The organism is Deferrivibrio essentukiensis (assembly GCF_020480685.1).
Classification (GTDB): domain Bacteria; phylum Chrysiogenota; class Deferribacteres; order Deferribacterales; family Deferrivibrionaceae; genus Deferrivibrio; species Deferrivibrio essentukiensis.
In genome coordinates this window covers 47,363-64,356 of the sequence record NZ_JAJAFU010000010.1, presented here as the reverse complement: position 1 = coordinate 64,356, position 16,994 = coordinate 47,363, and the positions used below count along the sequence as shown (strand labels likewise).

Sequence of the window (16,994 nt, the reverse complement as noted above, 5' to 3'; positions counted from 1 at the left end):
TCCCCCATTATTTCTTTGAAAACAATATTTTAATTGCAAAAATTGCTATAATTAAAGAGCCTGTAATTGAAAGTAAAACAAGCATATGTGCAAACCCCTCTAAGTTAAAATCTATAATCAAAAATTCTAAATAATTCGATGTTTTTACATCGTTAATCCCAAAAAAAGCTAAAATAGCTGATATTGGAATACCAAGCATAGCAACAACAGTCAAAATTTTTACCAACTCATTTCTTCTGTCATCAATGGTAATATTTACATAGTCAAATAAATCTTTAAAATCCCCCTCAAGCTCCCTTATATTTTCCTTCACCCTATTTGCTTCAAGTATTTTATCAAAAATATCAATCCCCTGCTCTTGAGCCGTTACCTCCTTAAAATAGTAGTTATTTATAAACTTTAAGTATTTGCTAAACAAATCTTCAAGATTTTTAGAGACCGTTTTTGATGAATCAAGATTATTTGATATATTAGTTATCTCCTCAGAAAATTTTAAATAAGCTGACCTGTAAATAAGTGACAGCAATACCATTTTAAAATACATTGTCTTTACATGATTAAGAATAACGCCTTCATAAAAACCATTTCTCTCCCCAAATACCACAAATGAATACCTTGTAATCCCATAAAGTGTCTTGAACTTTACCCACCTGTCGTAAGTATGTTTATTTAATAAACCGTGCATCATGTTGTAACTTTGACATGTTGAACCTTTACCATCTACAAAAAGATACTTGTGCCAAAAATCTGAATTAGCATAAGTATATTCTTTTGTACATTCATCATATTCAAAAAGCTCATCAAAAACTGAATTTTCCTTATCCACTCCCGTCCAACAAATGGTAAACATTCTGTCATCTACCGATAAATCAATACTTTTCAAGATACTTTCAGGTAATATTATTTTAAAATGCTTTGGAATTTTGAAGTTAGAAAAATTTTTAGTATTGATATCTTTCACACTTATAAAATCTTCAAAGTCTTCTATTACTTCAGGCATATTTTTAAAATAAATTTTATTAGCCAAAAAACTCCCTTTTACAGCATCAAGAGGTAAAAATTGAGGATATATCCTCCTGCCAAAATCATTAATCTTTAAGATATCATTAGGGTTAGAATAGGCATAATTATTCATATGAATAGATAAAACACCGATACCTATTTCAGGATAAATCATAAAAAGGATTTTTTCTAAAGGGAGACTAAACAGCTCGTTTTCACTATTTCCTTTAGATATCTGAATACAATAACTGCCAAGCTTTTCTATTTCATTATATTTATACACATACACAAGCTTTTTATCTGCACTTTCATCATAATCATTAAAAAGTACTTTTGCGGCAAAGTCATAAAAATAATTATATTCACTGTAAGCACTTTCATCTTTTAACAAAAATTTTTCATACTTAAACCCTTTACTTTTTAAGTCATTTTGAAAGCTCTTACTCCACAGCACATTATTTTTAAGCTTAAAGGGCATTAAAAAGATATGATGCGAATAAACTGTTTTTTCATCCATGTTTAATTACCTCTATTATCTTATTTTTATAATATTCCTTAAACTTATCATTCATTCCCAAAAAACCAAATTTTGCACTTCCTCCATAATATGCTAAACCGACATTTACCTCTTTTTTAAAAATATCAGCTAATTTATGGGCTTTTCCCCCTGAATAAAACCAACTGATGTCATCAAAAATCACAAATTGAGGATATTCAAAATATATCCTATCAGCAATCGGTGAAAACCTATTTGTAAATGATTTTATAAATGGCACACCTGATATTATTTCCATATTTTCTGATATAGATTTTTCTGCTAATTTTTCCTCTTCTAAAGTCACACCCTGACACATTCTGTCTTTTTTTCTTATTGCGGATACCTCTTCAATTGTAGCACCATAATTTAGCATTGCAGGAATATACCCACTATCATTCAATGCCACTAATGTTTGATACCTGCTAAGACGGATATTTAATAAATCAGCCACCTGCTCAATAGAAGATTTGTTACTGGAATATTCATTGTGATGGTCAATAATAATATAATTTTTTGGAGGTTTACAATCGGAAATAAGCTCAATACCTATAAACTTAAAGTCTAAATCAAATAAATCTTCATAACTGCTCAGTGTTGCTCCCCAACTTAAATTACGATTGGAAAATGTAATGCAATTATCAATTAAGATTGATTCAATTTCAAACATTTCAAGGTCTCTCCCCCCAAGGAGAAAATGATAGTTTAGCCCCACCAAAACCCTCAATTTTAAAATTAAGCAGCAACTTTATCTTATCACACTTTTTTCCAATTACAATAAAAGTTATTAAAAATATATAGTTGTGCTCAACAATTCCTTAAAAGTTAGTACCTTTTTATTTTCAATAAAGTTTAAAATATACTCTTTAAGACCAAGTATATCCTCAATTAAACTATTTGACTTTATCTCAATGAGATATTCTTCAAGACTCATTCCGTCAAAAAATTTTTCATACAAATCACATATAAAGTTAGTAAATTTATGATTAATATCCTGTATTTCTAATTGGCACAAATTTAGTTTGTTTAAAATTAACATATTCAGTTTATCAAATTTACTATTATAAAATTTGTAACTTCTTAATAAATCAAAAAAATCTTTATCGCCGTTTAAAAGAGAATATTTTAGTATGTAATATACATTTTCAGAATTAAGGGGGGGTGTTTTATACGCATTTATGAGCTTTTTTGCAAATTTAAACTCATTCATTTTAATAAAAAGTCGCATTTTATTGTTAAAAGCCCTTGCTTCATCTACCATATACCCATTCTCTTCAGACTTATGGTAATAATGGAGAGCTTTATCAAAATCAAAATCTATTTCATATATATTTCCTAAAATTTCATAATATTTGTCCTCATAATCGTTGTCTATAATATCTTTACACTCTTCCAGAATATTTTTGGCATTATCAATTTCAAATTTTTTGAGATAAAATTTTGTCAATCTTAAATAATATTTACTCATATCATCTGAGCAAGCAAAAGGGCTAAAATGTTTACTCTTTATAATTTCATTGTCAATCTGATGATAAAAATTTTCCGCTTTTGAAATATTATCATTTAGGTTTTCAAAATTTGCCTTTGAAAGCAGGATTTTAAATTTTTCATAAATATCAAGCTTGTTATTGAATACCCTTTCCACATATAAATATATTTCATTGGCATCAAAAAACCTTTTTTCCGTCTCAAGATTGTCAGCTTTTTTTAATAAATCTTTTAATTTTAAAAATTTTTCAGGAAAAAAATATTCAAAATTAATAGCATCCAATACTTCATCAGTATTATCAACTCTTAAAGCATCTGGATAATTCAAATTTACATCTGAGCAGTAGACAAATTTTCTACTACTATTTAAAATTTCTCGATCAAACACTTTATATTTCTCTTGTACATAATTTACAGGCTCAATTTCAAACTTATCATTAAAAATACCTGTAACTGTAATAGGAAATGCCCCTACTTTGCCAAAATTTGTGATTAAAATCGTAAGAAATACGGCTAACGTGTAAGAATCACCGTAAAAATTTTCATCTGCATTTATTTCATATTTACCATTTATATTCAATAAAGAGAGTGGGATATCAAACTTTTTGTTTATAAAGCATTTTGTCATGCGAGCAAAATACTCGATATCTTTTATTGACTTTGAATAAAGCATATTACTTTTTTGATAGGTTACTGCAAATATTTTAGAATCACTGCCTACCACAGGGAAAAAAACCGCAAAATCTATATCCTCACAAACCTTATCTTTTAAATCTCTCAATAAAAACTTATTAAGATTTTTATAATACTCTCCAATATCTTTATATTGAATATCTATATGACATCTGTTTTCTTTTAAAAAATTTGGTAAATCAGATAAATTTGATGTATTAAGAATTAAATTTGTCTCAATTGCACTGTTATTAAGCATTCTGTTTTAAACAAAACTTTAATTCGTTATTTAGTATATTTAAATTTATTATTACTTCCTCAAGCTTATCCGCTCGATATTGAAATATTGTTTTTTCAAAATCTTCAAACAAAATATCTGCTCCGGAATTATTAATAAAAATATTATCTACAATAATATTCAAGAAATGATTTAAGAAAAATTTTATACAAAAACTTTCATCACATCTGTACAGAAAATAACTAAGCCTTATTACATCATCTTCATATATTAAAATCGATTTTTCATATCCGTAAGTTACTAACTTACCGGTATCAGCAAATAATGGTAATTGCTCAGGCAAAACAATATTTATGATTTTTCCGTATTGCTCAGTCAGCTTTTGTTTTATACTTTTTAAAAGGTTGCTCTTTTCATTTATCAATTTTTCAATAATCTCATTATCACTATTTAAAAAATAATCATTTTGATAAGCTACTTCCAAATCTCTAAAATGCTGCAACAATACAGGCTCTTTTTTATCCTTTAATTTGCCCATCATACTATAAATTTGTGTAATTAACTCTTCGGGCACACTTTCTACCTTGTGGGATATTCTGTTAAATAGTATTTTTAATTTATTCCATGGCTGAATAAGCCAAGCCTCAAATATTATATCTAAATCTGATTCAAACTCAGTAAAAATTGATACTCTCACACATTCAAAGTAAAATTCACAACGCTTTAGTATCAAAATATATACAGGTAAAGGGGAGTCGACCTTTACAGCACAAATATCTCCTTGTTTAAATTTTGATATGGCATCTATGCTTTTAATATCATCATTTATTTTATCTACGATAGGTTTATTTTCTATAAAATAAACCTTTTCAATCTCCTCAAGCTGATATTTAAGCCTTGTCAAATCAAATTTATCCATAATTATCCCTTAGTCTCATTATTTAAAAACAGATTTTTCCCCCGTTTTTAAAATTTCATACATTACTTCCATAAAAATATTAAAATTCCTTTCTTCGTCCACTAAATCATATTTTTCAAAAATATATTTTAAATGTTTTTCCAATTTATTTTTATAATATGCAAGATTTTGCACTGAAATTGAATTTTTCTCAGCAATTTCCGATTGAGACAAGTCTTCAAAAAACATATCACTAAATATCGCTTTTTCAAATTCTGTCATAGTATCTAATGTTTCTTTGGCAGCTTTTACTATATCATCTTTAATATCTACATGAGCAGAATCTTCCTCACCCGCATCTTTTAAATTTAGATAAAATTCATTCACACCTTCGTTATCATTATCATTGTTTGCATTCACCTTTTCAGCAAAGTAAATAAAACCGTAATCAGACAAATATTCAATACATTTATCAACTACTTCATCAACTCTATACTCTTTTTTATCTATCAATAAATGTACAAGTACAGGAATGTCTGCCTGAGGTATACCTAAAAAATTTTGAGGCTTTTTTTGTATGGTAGTTGTCTCAGGGTCTTTTATAATTTTAACTCTATCATTTTCAATTACAAATATATCGGTAGATTTAGCAACATTGAGTAATTCCTTTTTAAATCGGCTTTTTAGACTAAACACAATATCCTGATGTGACAGGTTTGAAAAAATTGTATTTATAGAAAGGTTTAAATAGCTTCCAAACCTTTTATAGTCATCAAAAGACAATGAATCTTTTTTCATTAGAGGAAACTTATCACTAATAAAATAAAACAAAACATCATTAAGTGCATCAGCTTTATTTTCATAAATAGGGTTAGAAACTAATATGCTCAGTTTGGAATTAAAAAAGTAAGCGATATAATCTTTAAGCTCTATGATAAAATTTTCATAGTCTTTCTTTTTAAACACAGAAAATAAATATTCTAAGCTGACTTTGGTCATTAAAATTATCCTCCCTCAGAGAATAATAAATAACTTATTTCAAGTCAATTTTTTTATAGTTAATAATTCAATATAGTTTGCAAAATCTGTATTCAACGTATAAAATAATGTATTGAATTGATATTATTGCTATTTGACAGTTGAATATCAGCGAGATAGGCTATTTTTACACTCAAAAGTTTTCCACAATAACCCTTAAAAATTGTGGAAAACCTATGTGGAAAACTCAAAAAATTAAATTTCTGACACAGCATCATAACTTATTGATAATAAGCCTAAAAAATCCGTCTACATTTTTTCTTGTCAGACCCCCCTAAAATCATTGTGGAAAACTCATTTTTTGGAGGGGGTTTGACAAAATGGCCTTGTAACTTATTGATATTTAGTTTATAAAAAAAGGCAGAGTCAGAGATGACATCCTCATCGATGGGGACTGAGACTTCAACCTCTGCTTCTTTTCCTTTAGGACAATTTGTCAGAGATGACATCCTCATCGATGGGGACTGAGACTTCTTCCTCCACCACTTTGTTTTTTATTTCTTCCAGTCAGAGATGACATCCTCATCGATGGGGACTGAGACTTAAAATAGATGCTGTGTCTTGATGTCCGATAAGTCAGAGATGACATCCTCATCGATGGGGACTGAGACTCATAGGTGCGTTCATAATACCTTTACGCACCTCGTCAGAGATGACATCCTCATCGATGGGGACTGAGACATTATGAACCAAATCAGCGGTTCAAATTTAATGTCAGAGATGACATCCTCATCGATGGGGACTGAGACTACCATTCCAGTGTTGGCATTCTGGACATTCGTGTCAGAGATGACATCCTCATCGATGGGGACTGAGACCTTAGGATTATGACTCTTGAAATGTTTATCAGTCAGAGATGACATCCTCATCGATGGGGACTGAGACTGTCAATCCCTTCAACACAGTCCAAGTTGAAAACCGTCAGAGATGACATCCTCATCGATGGGGACTATAATCTGATTGAAGTGTTAAATTGAGTGGTAAAAAATAGAATTATGGCACAAAAAAAGGCGGGATAGCCCGCCTGTTAGAATAGAAATGTTAAAGTTGCGTTATATGTTAAGGTTTTGTCAATTACATCGTTGCTTGATTTCATCACTTTTGCATTTACCCCGAGAAACATACTTGCGTTTACTTTGTAGGCAATGTCACCTGACAAACCATAAATAAATCCATCCTCTCCATCGCCATCAAAGCTAACGTATTCATAGCCGCCAAGTATTCCTGCTTTTAATATCAAGCTGTCATTCAATAATAATTTGCTGTAACCGATGCCAAATTCTCCAACTGTATCATTAATACTTACATCTTTAGAATACCCTACATCATCAGAGCCTACATAATATCCAATATTAAAAATCATATCTAAATTTCCATAATCAGCTTTTACTAAAGCATTGTTAAAACCAATTTCACCACCATACAAAGTAGCTGAATCCTCTCCAGGTATGTCAAGAGAAAGATTTTTAATACCAAATCCAAAATGAAACATACCATTTTTCTCAAAAGCAAAACTTACACTTGATACCATAAAGATAATTAAAACCAATAATACAAATTTCTTCAAAAATATACCTCCTTATTTTTTACCAAATGTTATAAATTTTTACTAAAAAGTCAATTCATAACCAAAAATGTAAATTTAGAAATTTTTCTGCACAGCTACCCGATATGTCAAAAATAATATCTTAGCTAAATTTATTTCATATATAGCAAGCTTCAACAGCATTGAAATTAAATATAAAAAGTGCTAACTTGCGTTGAAAAATGCAACATAACTTGGAGAATTTAATGAGCGGAATTGTAAAGTTGGACGAATTATTAAAAAATATGCGCCCTGTGATATCCGAAGAAGAATATGTCTTTTGCACTGTCAAATCATTTATTTTAGATGATGTAGAAAAATTAAATCCTATATGCACATTTAAAGAGGATGAAGGTTTGACTTTGATATTAGAAAAAAATATCGCTCAAAAATATCAATTCCATTTTGATGAAATATTTAAGAAGATAACATTACAAATTCATTCTAGCCTGCAAGCAGTTGGCTTAACTGCAGCGGTTTCAACAGCACTGGCCGAAAAAGGCATTAGTGCAAACGTAGTTGCCGCATATTATCACGATCATATCTTTGTGTCTGCAAATAAAGCAAATGAAGCACTAAATACTCTGCAGTCACTCTCCCAAAGCTCATGATAGAATATCATTGGTATGATTTTGTAGGCAATGTCGGCGTTTTTTTAATTTTGCTTGCATATTTACTGCTACAACTGAGTAAAATTAACAGCCAATCTTTAAAATTTAGCATTCTAAACGCTTTTGGTGCTTTTTTATTATAATGTCACTATACTTTGATTTTAATTTATCGGCTTTTATAATTGAATCATTTTGGTTATTAATAAGTTTGGTAGGTATAGCAAGGTGTTTAAACATTAAAGTAAAAAATGCTAATAAGCATACCTAATATAAACAGCCAGCGATAACTATAAATTCGAGAGGCATATAAAATGCAATGCAAACAATTATATTATGCATCATATATTTAACAACACTACAAGCAGCTTCCATCAATGAATATATTGGGAAGAAAAAATTAAGCTATCCAATTGTTGACACGGGAGTAACCGAATTTTATAGCAATACATCTATCATCCCTGCTCCAAAACCGGGAGAGCCTTTTTACGGACAAGATGCACAATATCAAATCAATCCGCCGTCTTATGTCGATAACGGAGATGGTACCATTACCGACAAAATCACCGGATTAATGTGGCAAAACACAGGCAACAGGCACAGCTGCTATAGACCCTATCTTTGAAATTAGCACTATCAAAGATACTGAAGGGAATAAACAATATCCTTATTTTTGGACAAGTACTACCCATCTGGATGGCAGAAATCCTTACAGCTCGGCTGTTTACATAGCATTTGGTGCTGCACAAGGAAACATGAGAAATCGAATTATGGATGTTCACGGTGCCGGCTCACAGCGCAGCGATCCAAAATCAGGGAGAGTAAGCGACTATCCTCAATACTTCGGCCCACAAGGGGATTTAAGGTATGTATTTAACTATGTCAGATGCGTAAGAGATGCAAAGTAAAAATTTTATAATAATTGGGTATACAACCAAATATATAATAATCTTTATTTTAAATATTGTTGACAAATTCATTTGATATGTGTGGTATAATTTACTAAGTCATTTGCTTGGAGATTCCTATGATAAAATCAAATCTTTATATCAAGCTCTGTTTAATAATATTATTCACCATAATCAATATTGGATGTTCAACCAATACTTACCACTCAAAATTGTCAGAAGAATCTACTACAAATAATAAAAATACTACGCCTAAAAGCGAAGCTGAGAAAATTTGGGAAATAGCTGATAAAGCATACAATGAAAAAAGGTATAAAGATGCGATATATTACTATGAAAAATCTTTGGCTCTTTGTGGCCAGGACTATGAATGTTATGCTGCCGATTACAATGGTCTTGGAGCATCATACGAAGATATGGGAAATAATGAAAAAGCCCTTTACTATTATGAAAAAACAGTTGAAGCAGCAAAAAAACTTGGAGATGAGGGCTGGATTGCAACAGGATATTTTCTCACTGCTTCTATTTACAATCGCCTTGGCATAAATATACCAAAAGCTTACGAATACCTTAACTATTGTAAAAAAATATACGAAAAAGACAATGATAAGAGCAGTCTGTCAATCACACTACACGAACTCGGAAAAACAGAAAGAATGTTAGGTAAATTTGAATCAGCAATAGATTCTTTTAATAAATCCAACATATTATACAAGGAACTCGGCGATGAATTTTCCATCGGGGCCAACCTAAATCAATTGGGAATAACATATTCAAAAATGGGCCAGCTTGAAAAAGCAATATCTTATTTCAAGGAATCTTTAAAAGTTGCTGAAAAAGTAAACGACCCTGAAGCTATTTCAATTGTTACAAGACAATTAGCGGATGCCTACGCAGACATCTACAATTATGAAAATGCCATGAAATACTACGAAGAAGCAATAAATATTCAAAGGAAAAATCACATCTCAAAAGAATTGGGGATAAGCCTTAACAGCTTTGGCACATTATACATGGATCTTAACAGATACGAAAACGCAAAAACCCTGTATCTTGAATCTCTCGAACTTGCTAATAAACAAAACGATAACCCCACTAAAGCAACTATTCTAAATAACTTAGGCCACATAGAAAGCAGTCTCGGCAATATCGATTATGCATTTCAATATTACAACAAAGCATTTGAAATTGAAAATAAGCTCGACAGGCCTTACTCATTAACTTACCTCTTAAACAATATAGGGATGGCATATTTCAAAATTGGAAATTATGAAAAGGCGCTTGAATACCTTAAACAAGCTCTTGATATTGATAAAAAGCTCAATAATCCTCACTTAATTGAAACAAGGTTAAATAATATAGGAGCAGTATTGCTAAAACAAAAAAAATATAGAGAAGCCGAAAAAGTATTTAGTGAAAGAAAAAATCTTGAAAGTAAAATAAAACCAAACAGATTAATAAACTCAGGCCTTGTCGAAACATATATTCTAACCGGAGAATTAGATAGAGCTTTAGCAATATTAAATGAAATTCCGCCTACATGGAAAGACACCCCCACCAGACATATGGAATATTATACACAAAAGGGATTAATATTGAAAGAAAAAGGGCTTTTGCAAGAAGCCGCCATAAATTTTATGACTGCTATTAATTCGATTGAAGACAACAGACACTTGATAAACAGCAAAGAGCAATTTTTTGCCGGGGGAAATTATTACAACAGATTAAGACCTTATCGAGAGATTATAGCAGTATTTTATGAAATGCACAAAAACAGCGAATATCTTGTCCCCGGTGTAAAAAATGTAACATCGCAGTCCCAAGCATACTCAGAGCTACTCAAGGCAAGAAGAAGTGCATATGATTTTTTACAGTTTGGCAATTCACCCGAAGCAGCAGCATTTTACTTTTCTGAAATGACAAAAGCAAGGACATTGCTTGAAGCAATGTCTACATCAAATAAAAATAATGATATGTCGGAAATCCCATCTAATCTAAGAACTACAGAAAATAAAATTTTGAATAACCTTTCTTCAATTGAAACAGAGCTTATAAATTCTTATAAATCTGGTGAACAAAAGACAAAAGAACTCATAGCAAAAAAAGAAGGATTGAAAAAAGAACTTGATAGTTTAATAGCAATTTTAAGAGAAAGATATCCCCGATATGCTGCAATCAATTACCCTTTACCTGTAACTGCAGAAAAACTCCCTTTAAAAGAGAATGAGTTATTATTGGAATACTCTGTAACAAATGATGCTACATATCTGTTTCTTGTTGCCAAAGGCGGGATAAAAAAAATCATAAAACTACCTGTAAGTAAAAAACAACTTGAAGAAGACATAAAAGCATTTCTTTCGCCAATGACACTTAAAAAGCCGGAAATGTTTTCTATTGAAGCTGCACAAAATCTCTACAAATTACTACTTTCCGAAGCTTTGGAAAATGTAGATGAAAATACAAAAGTAATTATAGTACCTGATGGGATACTTGGTGTTTTGCCATTTGAATCATTAATTATTCAAAAAGGAAATAATATAGAAACGTCTATATTTGTAAATGACAGGTACAATATATCTTATTACCAATCTGCCACAATACTTGCATTAAATAGAATGTTTCAAAAGAAAAATCCCAAAAAATTACTTTTTGCTATCGGCAACCCTGTTTTTACTGCTGACGATCAAAGATATATAGCATGGAAAGAGGGAAAGACTTTAAAAAACTACACATTAAACGATAAAAGTAAATATGCATTTAGAGCACTTGCAATAAATGTAAAATGGGGAGCAACGACAAAAAGTGAAAATAATAAGATAGAATTTCCCCTTTTACCTGAAACCGAAACTGAAATAAAAAAGATCGCGAAAATAATGGGGACTAAGCCAGAGCCACCGGACATTCTTTTTGGGGTGGAAGCAAATGAAACCAATTTTAAATTAATAAGACCAGAGGATTATAAATACCTTCATTTTGCAACTCACGCATCACTGCCTGGAATGATTCAAGGGATAAAAGAGCCATTTATACTGCTTGGTCAAGTGGAAAATAAAAATGATGATGGTTTTTTAACACTGAGCGAAGTTTCAAAGATGAAAATCAATGCAGACCTTGTGGTATTATCAGCTTGCGTCACAGGAGTAGGAAAAGAGATAGAGGGGGAAGGTGTCGCCAATTTTGCAAGAGCATTTCAGCAAGCTGGAGCAAATTCGGTTTTGGTTAGCCTTTGGGAAGTAGCCTCTGAGCCAGCAGTGGAATATATGGAAGAACTTTATACTAACCTTAAATCTGGCAAGAGTAAAACCGAGTCAGTAAAACTTGCAAAAAACTATATAAAATCTAAATACCATAACCCGTTTTATTGGGCTGTCTTTATATTACACGGCGAGGGATAAAAATGAGTATATCAAACGATAAGAACAGAACTTATTTTAAAATAATAGGTATTTCTTTAGTTGTTATAATTTTATGGATACTACTTGCAAGCGTTGATGCAGGGCCTGCAGGCATAGGAATATTAGTGTCTGTTTTGGCATTTATAGATGTAATAAGCGGAAAATTTAATGGAAGTGAAAAAGTGGTATGGGTGATTATTTTATTAATTTCAGTGATAATTGGCATTATTGGTATTACTGTTAAAGAAATATTTCCAATAAACTCTAAATTTGAGCTCTTAGTTGGACTGATTTCTATTATTTTTGGAATTTCATATTTTCTGATAGGCAAAAATAAAAAGTTAAAATAAAGGGGGCTGTAATGAAAAGAATTCTGCTTGCGTTGCTCATCATCTTTATTATTTGTGGGTTTGGCTATTCTTACCCAGAAACAAATACAAAAATTGAAAAGGTCACGGTATTTATAGATTCGGCACTTATTAACAGAAGCGGAAAGATAAACATAACAAAAGGGGAAAACTTATTCATTATAAAAGGATTAACTACAAACGTCATAGATAATACAATTCAGGCTTCTATCGACAAAAATATTGGCAAAATAGTAGATGTAAAGGTTGAAAAAAGCTATACTTCAGCTGCAAATGAAGAAAAAATAAATCTGCTTTTGCAACAAATAAAAGAGGTAGAAAACAAAATAAAAATGCTCGGACATGAAAAAAAGGCTACAGAAAATTTTATTGATATTATCGGCAAGTCCAACCCTCTTTCAGCAAGCTTAAAATTAACTGCTGCCGAACTACAAAATTACTCTAACTTCCTGGAAAACAGCCTGAAAAAATCCTACAAAGATTTGGCTAAAATTGAAACTGAAATCTCTACTCTTAATGAAGAAAAAGACAAACTGAAAAATGAGCTTTCAAACATCGGAGGTCAAAATAAGGAATCAAAAAACATTATTCTCACGGTAAAAGGTTTTAAAACTGCGGAATCAAAAATAGAATTAAGCTATCTTGTAAACGGTGCAGGTTGGAGCCCTCTTTACAATGCTGATGTAGATACTTCCAACGATTCAATAACTTTTGATATCTATACAAATATCACGCAAAGCACTGGAGAGAATTGGGAAAATGTGACTATGGAAATTTCCACTGCCAAATCCGTATCAGCCAAATTTTCGGATGTATCACCATGGTATGTGGATATTTACAAACCTTCCCAACCGGTTTTTTACAAGGAGATGAGGGCATCCAAAGCCTTGATACCTGAAGAAATTGAGGATAAGTTGGCTGGTGTTGACTCAAATGAACCTGCTGTTAAGGAAGAGGGCATATCTTTTAGCTTTATATTAAGAGATACTGTTACTGTGCCTTCAGATAATCAGCCTCATAAAGTATTTATAGCTTCTAAAAAAATTACAAAAAACAACTTAAAGGAAAAGCTAATAAAATATGTCGCGATACCTAAAAAGTCACCATATGTATTTCTTACAGGGCTCTTCAACAACCCATTTGAATTCCCGCTTTTTGCCGGCAAAGTTAACATTTTCGTAGACGGGAAATTTTTAAATACTCAAAATTTGTCGAGCACAAAAGCTCCTGCCGAACAGATTCAGCTCCCTTTGGGAGTGGATGAATCTTTAAAAGTTGAACGAAAAAGACTTAAAAAATTTACCGAATATTCAGGAATCGTTTCAAAATCTGAAAAGATATTCTTTGAGTATGAGATAGATATCCAAAACGGCAAATCAAAAGAAGTAGGAATCGAGGTAAAAGACAGCTACCCTATATCATTGAATGAACAGATAAAAACACATTTGGAAACACCTACTGATAAAGATGCAGCCATTTCAAAAGACGGAATAATAATTTGGCAAGTCAATATACCTGCCAAATCAAACCGAAAACTTAACTTGAAATTTGACATAGAATATCCTAAAGAGCTTAAAATAAGTGGAATAGAGTAATCTAACATTATAAGAGGATTAAGTATGAAAAAAATCTTTGCCATAATTGTTTTATTGATAAGCTTTACAAATGTAATGGCTGAGAATAAAGAGATTTTCGGAATAGGCTATGGGCAAGATAGGGAAATTGCCAAAAAAGAAGCCCTTGCTGATCTTGCCACGCAAATTTCTGTAAACATCAAAAGTGACTTTGAAAGAGTCCAAAAAGTCCTAAATAATGAAATTAAGTCAAGTGCAGCAACAAGTATTATCAAAACTTCATCCGAAATCCCTCTGTTGAGGATCAAGTTTGAATATCAAGATGAGGACAAGGTGATTGCAATCCTTTCATCTGAAAACAGTTTGAGTGCTTACATTAATGAAATAGAAAAACTTACAGTAGAAACCAATAAATTAAAAACTATGGCGGAGCAAACAAATAACTCATCTTTAAAATACGATTATTTGCTAAAAATATTAAGCAACCTGAAGCTTCTTGAAAAATACAAAACCGTTGCAATAATTCTCGGGCATTCTAATTTTCCTGTACTTGATATTACCGAAAGTGAAATCAAAGACCAACTTGTTAAAATTCAGCAAACCCCTGACTCCCTTGACACTGTAGCCAGCATCATATCAAAAGAGCTGACATTCAATAAAATTTACATTTTTCCTGTAAAACCAAAAATGTCAGAGGAGATTACAGAATTTTCAAAATTATTAAAAACAATGCTCGCACAGAAAACAGATTCGGTCAGCACCCCTGAAAATGCTGAATTTATTTTAAGGGGCAATTACGAGGTTATAAATAATAAGATATTGCTACACATGAATCTTTATAATAAAAATTATAATAGCATAAAAAATTATTCCCTAATATTTGATTCAAAAATAATTAATGCACAATTTCAGCCACAATATCAAAATTTTGATTACGCGCTACTTACCGGAAATGTTACAAGGTCAAACCTTAAGGTAAAAATTGGGTTTAAGGGGTATGGTACAGGCGAAGGTATCGACCTGAATGCAGGAGACAAAGTCGACCTTGTTATAAATACAAATCAGCCCATTTGCTATTATATTGTAGGACACGTATTCAACAAAAATGAAAAATTCAGCTACCTGTTGCCGATAGGTGTTTATGGAGATGAATTTAAAGGGAAGATAGCCGGCGAACTTGTCAATACGAATTACGTAGTTGCGGAAAATATAGAAATTGCCCCACCCTATGGCAGAGAAGTATTGCAGCTTTTTGCGACAACATTGGGTAATGACGGAAAATGCGAATTAAATATTCCTTCTTGCCATACAAACAAGGATGGGTATTGTGTTCTTGAAAATGAACCTATCATTAATGTGGGCAAAACAAGGGGGCTGAGCTTTAAAAACGTAAGTAAGAATATCGAAACCAGTGAGGCGATATTTAGCTTTACCACTTTTGAATAATTATATTCTGCTTACATCTGCGGATACTGTTAACGTATTTTTACAGGCTGTAAATTAATAATAAAATATTACTCATTGATAAAAATATTTAAAAATTTGTATTTTTTCTCCATATTTTCCTTTGCTTGCAAAAGGGTGATAGGTTTAATGCCATTTTCAATGGAGATAAGGGCTTCAAAATATGCGGCGATTATATCGTATTCCTTTATCTTTTTGCCGTCTACCGGATTAAAATTATCATCATTATATTTTTCAAAAAGCTCATCTTTGCTAACAAATTTAGTTTTTCCACCTTCTTGAAATTTGCATTCAAATTCATCTTTTACAAAATATTCTATCTCTAAGTGGAGTGTCTTAGGCAATAGCGGCAACACATTTTCCTTTATCTGCTGAATTTCAATCTCCTTGAGAAGCTCATCAAGCCCCTCTACCCCCCTTTTTACAGGGGATATAATATCTCTTGTCATCACTTCGGGCAAATCATGAAAAATACCGCCAAAAAAGTAATTGTACTTGAGCCTGTCGCAAATTTGCAAATGAAAGTTATCAAAATACCCAAGTGCAGCAACAATATACATATGTCCAAGCACACTTGTTTCAGGCATTCGCGGAGTATGTGCCCATCTTTGTTGAAACCTTAATTGCCCTACAAGGTCGATAAAATTTCTCGTATTCTCCCTGATTGTCATTATCTCTTTTACTGAAACAAGGTCATAGTGATTTTCTATTTCTGACAGGATATTTTCCCTTGTCTTTTCTATACCGTATAAATTTTTGTTCATATCATAAATTATTTTAAATTCCCAATAAGTTGCCAAATAGTGGGCAGCCTTTAAAATCTTCTTCTCAAAAAAGCAATATCTTTCATCAAACAGATATTTATCAAGATTTTCAAAAAAAAGATTATCTTCTATGCCGCTTTTTTCTTTTATTTCGGAATATATCCATCTATTAAATTTTTCTCCGTGGACACTTTTTAGCTTATAAAAGATAGGCGGCTTAATGTCAGTAGTAATTATCCTTTGCAATGTTTCAAAAACTGAGCCCTCAATCAGCTTTAACCAACTAAAATTGTTACCAAGAGCTTCTTCTATTTTGCCAATAACATACGCAATAATTACCTTATGAGCCTGTTTATCAAGCTCTGTAAACCCCATAGACGGCCTTAAATGGTCATTCCACCGCTGAATGTATGCTGCCTCAAATATCTTTTTTATCAAAGTATTATTAATCATAACT

14 protein-coding genes, 1 pseudogene and 1 CRISPR repeat array are annotated in these 16,994 nt (G+C 31.5%); of the genes and pseudogenes, 8 read left to right on the top strand and 7 right to left on the bottom strand.

Translation table 11 applies throughout. From position 1 onward, the window contains the following. Positions 1 to 7: 7 nt before the first annotated feature. The 6 genes from LF845_RS06565 to LF845_RS06540 form a co-directional block, all read right to left on the bottom strand. Positions 8 to 1,519 (bottom strand): CorA family divalent cation transporter, encoded by a 1,512-nt coding sequence (locus tag LF845_RS06565; RefSeq protein WP_242820210.1) that lies wholly within the window; start codon positions 1,517 to 1,519, stop codon positions 8 to 10. After that, complete coding sequence (locus LF845_RS06560) at positions 1,512 to 2,207, bottom strand: hypothetical protein (protein ID WP_242820209.1); 696 nt, start codon at positions 2,205 to 2,207, stop codon at positions 1,512 to 1,514. The genes LF845_RS06565 and LF845_RS06560 overlap by 8 nt, the downstream gene beginning before the upstream one ends. A gap of 117 nt (positions 2,208 to 2,324) precedes the next feature. Further along, positions 2,325 to 3,956, bottom strand: coding sequence for a tetratricopeptide repeat protein (locus LF845_RS06555; protein ID WP_242820208.1), 1,632 nt, complete (start codon positions 3,954 to 3,956; stop codon positions 2,325 to 2,327). Beyond that, the gene (locus LF845_RS06550) at positions 3,949 to 4,854 is read right to left on the bottom strand and encodes a hypothetical protein (RefSeq protein WP_242820207.1); all 906 of its coding nucleotides are present in this window, start codon (positions 4,852 to 4,854) and stop codon (positions 3,949 to 3,951) included. Before LF845_RS06550 ends, LF845_RS06555 begins: the two co-directional genes overlap by 8 nt. Positions 4,855 to 4,872: 18 nt before the next feature. Next, positions 4,873 to 5,832 carry a sigma-70 RNA polymerase sigma factor region 4 domain-containing protein gene (locus LF845_RS06545; protein WP_242820206.1) on the bottom strand — a complete coding sequence of 320 codons (960 nt, stop codon included), beginning with the start codon at positions 5,830 to 5,832 and terminating at the stop codon, positions 4,873 to 4,875. 404 nt (positions 5,833 to 6,236) lie between these two features. Next, positions 6,237 to 6,827: a CRISPR direct-repeat array (repeat unit 36 nt; unit sequence GTCAGAGATGACATCCTCATCGATGGGGACTGAGAC). A gap of 71 nt (positions 6,828 to 6,898) precedes the next feature. Next, positions 6,899 to 7,438, bottom strand: a complete 540-nt coding sequence (locus tag LF845_RS06540) for a hypothetical protein (protein ID WP_242820205.1) — start codon at positions 7,436 to 7,438, stop codon at positions 6,899 to 6,901. 224 nt (positions 7,439 to 7,662) lie between these two features. Between LF845_RS06540 and LF845_RS06535 the strand changes: the two genes are divergently transcribed. From LF845_RS06535 to LF845_RS06505, 8 genes and pseudogenes are all read left to right on the top strand, one after another. Next, positions 7,663 to 8,067 (top strand): ACT domain-containing protein, encoded by a 405-nt coding sequence (locus tag LF845_RS06535; protein WP_242820204.1) that lies wholly within the window; start codon positions 7,663 to 7,665, stop codon positions 8,065 to 8,067. After that, positions 8,064 to 8,335, top strand: a pseudogene (locus LF845_RS12065) (CBU_0592 family membrane protein). Before LF845_RS06535 ends, LF845_RS12065 begins: the two are co-directional and overlap by 4 nt. Before the next feature lie 48 nt (positions 8,336 to 8,383). Further along, entirely contained in the window at positions 8,384 to 8,689 is a 306-nt protein-coding gene (locus LF845_RS06530; RefSeq protein ID WP_242820203.1) for a hypothetical protein, read from the top strand. A 130-nt stretch (positions 8,690 to 8,819) separates the two neighbouring features. Continuing rightward, on the top strand, positions 8,820 to 8,972 hold the full coding sequence (locus tag LF845_RS06525) for a hypothetical protein (protein ID WP_242820202.1): 153 nt from the start codon (positions 8,820 to 8,822) through the stop codon (positions 8,970 to 8,972). 119 nt (positions 8,973 to 9,091) lie between these two features. After that, the gene (locus tag LF845_RS06520) at positions 9,092 to 12,367 is read left to right on the top strand and encodes a CHAT domain-containing protein (RefSeq protein ID WP_242820201.1); all 3,276 of its coding nucleotides are present in this window, start codon (positions 9,092 to 9,094) and stop codon (positions 12,365 to 12,367) included. A gap of 2 nt (positions 12,368 to 12,369) precedes the next feature. Next, on the top strand, positions 12,370 to 12,717 hold the full coding sequence (locus LF845_RS06515; RefSeq protein ID WP_242820200.1) for a hypothetical protein: 348 nt from the start codon (positions 12,370 to 12,372) through the stop codon (positions 12,715 to 12,717). An 11-nt stretch (positions 12,718 to 12,728) separates the two neighbouring features. Next, entirely contained in the window at positions 12,729 to 14,330 is a 1,602-nt protein-coding gene (locus tag LF845_RS06510) for a mucoidy inhibitor MuiA family protein (RefSeq protein WP_242820199.1), read from the top strand. A 24-nt stretch (positions 14,331 to 14,354) separates the two neighbouring features. Further along, positions 14,355 to 15,755 (top strand): LPP20 family lipoprotein, encoded by a 1,401-nt coding sequence (locus LF845_RS06505; protein WP_242820198.1) that lies wholly within the window; start codon positions 14,355 to 14,357, stop codon positions 15,753 to 15,755. Between the two features lie 68 nt (positions 15,756 to 15,823). Here LF845_RS06505 and LF845_RS06500 read toward each other — a convergent pair whose 3' ends face one another. Then, on the bottom strand, positions 15,824 to 16,990 hold the full coding sequence (locus LF845_RS06500) for an HD domain-containing protein (RefSeq protein WP_242820197.1): 1,167 nt from the start codon (positions 16,988 to 16,990) through the stop codon (positions 15,824 to 15,826). Positions 16,991 to 16,994 lie beyond the last annotated feature (4 nt).

Bases quoted from the DNA above. Each gene is read 5' to 3' on its own strand.
- LF845_RS06565 (WP_242820210.1), bottom strand. From the start codon at position 1,519: ATGGATGAAAAAACAGTTTATTCGCATCATATCTTTTTAATGCCCTTT.
- LF845_RS06560 (WP_242820209.1), bottom strand. From the start codon at position 2,207: ATGTTTGAAATTGAATCAATCTTAATTGATAATTGCATTACATTTTCC.
- LF845_RS06555 (WP_242820208.1), bottom strand. From the start codon at position 3,956: ATGCTTAATAACAGTGCAATTGAGACAAATTTAATTCTTAATACATCA.
- LF845_RS06550 (WP_242820207.1), bottom strand. From the start codon at position 4,854: ATGGATAAATTTGATTTGACAAGGCTTAAATATCAGCTTGAGGAGATT.
- LF845_RS06545 (WP_242820206.1), bottom strand. From the start codon at position 5,832: ATGACCAAAGTCAGCTTAGAATATTTATTTTCTGTGTTTAAAAAGAAA.
- LF845_RS06535 (WP_242820204.1), top strand. From the start codon at position 7,663: ATGAGCGGAATTGTAAAGTTGGACGAATTATTAAAAAATATGCGCCCT.
- LF845_RS06530 (WP_242820203.1), top strand. From the start codon at position 8,384: ATGCAAACAATTATATTATGCATCATATATTTAACAACACTACAAGCA.
- LF845_RS06525 (WP_242820202.1), top strand. From the start codon at position 8,820: ATGAGAAATCGAATTATGGATGTTCACGGTGCCGGCTCACAGCGCAGC.
- LF845_RS06520 (WP_242820201.1), top strand. From the start codon at position 9,092: ATGATAAAATCAAATCTTTATATCAAGCTCTGTTTAATAATATTATTC.
- LF845_RS06515 (WP_242820200.1), top strand. From the start codon at position 12,370: ATGAGTATATCAAACGATAAGAACAGAACTTATTTTAAAATAATAGGT.
- LF845_RS06510 (WP_242820199.1), top strand. From the start codon at position 12,729: ATGAAAAGAATTCTGCTTGCGTTGCTCATCATCTTTATTATTTGTGGG.
- LF845_RS06505 (WP_242820198.1), top strand. From the start codon at position 14,355: ATGAAAAAAATCTTTGCCATAATTGTTTTATTGATAAGCTTTACAAAT.
- LF845_RS06500 (WP_242820197.1), bottom strand. From the start codon at position 16,990: ATGATTAATAATACTTTGATAAAAAAGATATTTGAGGCAGCATACATT.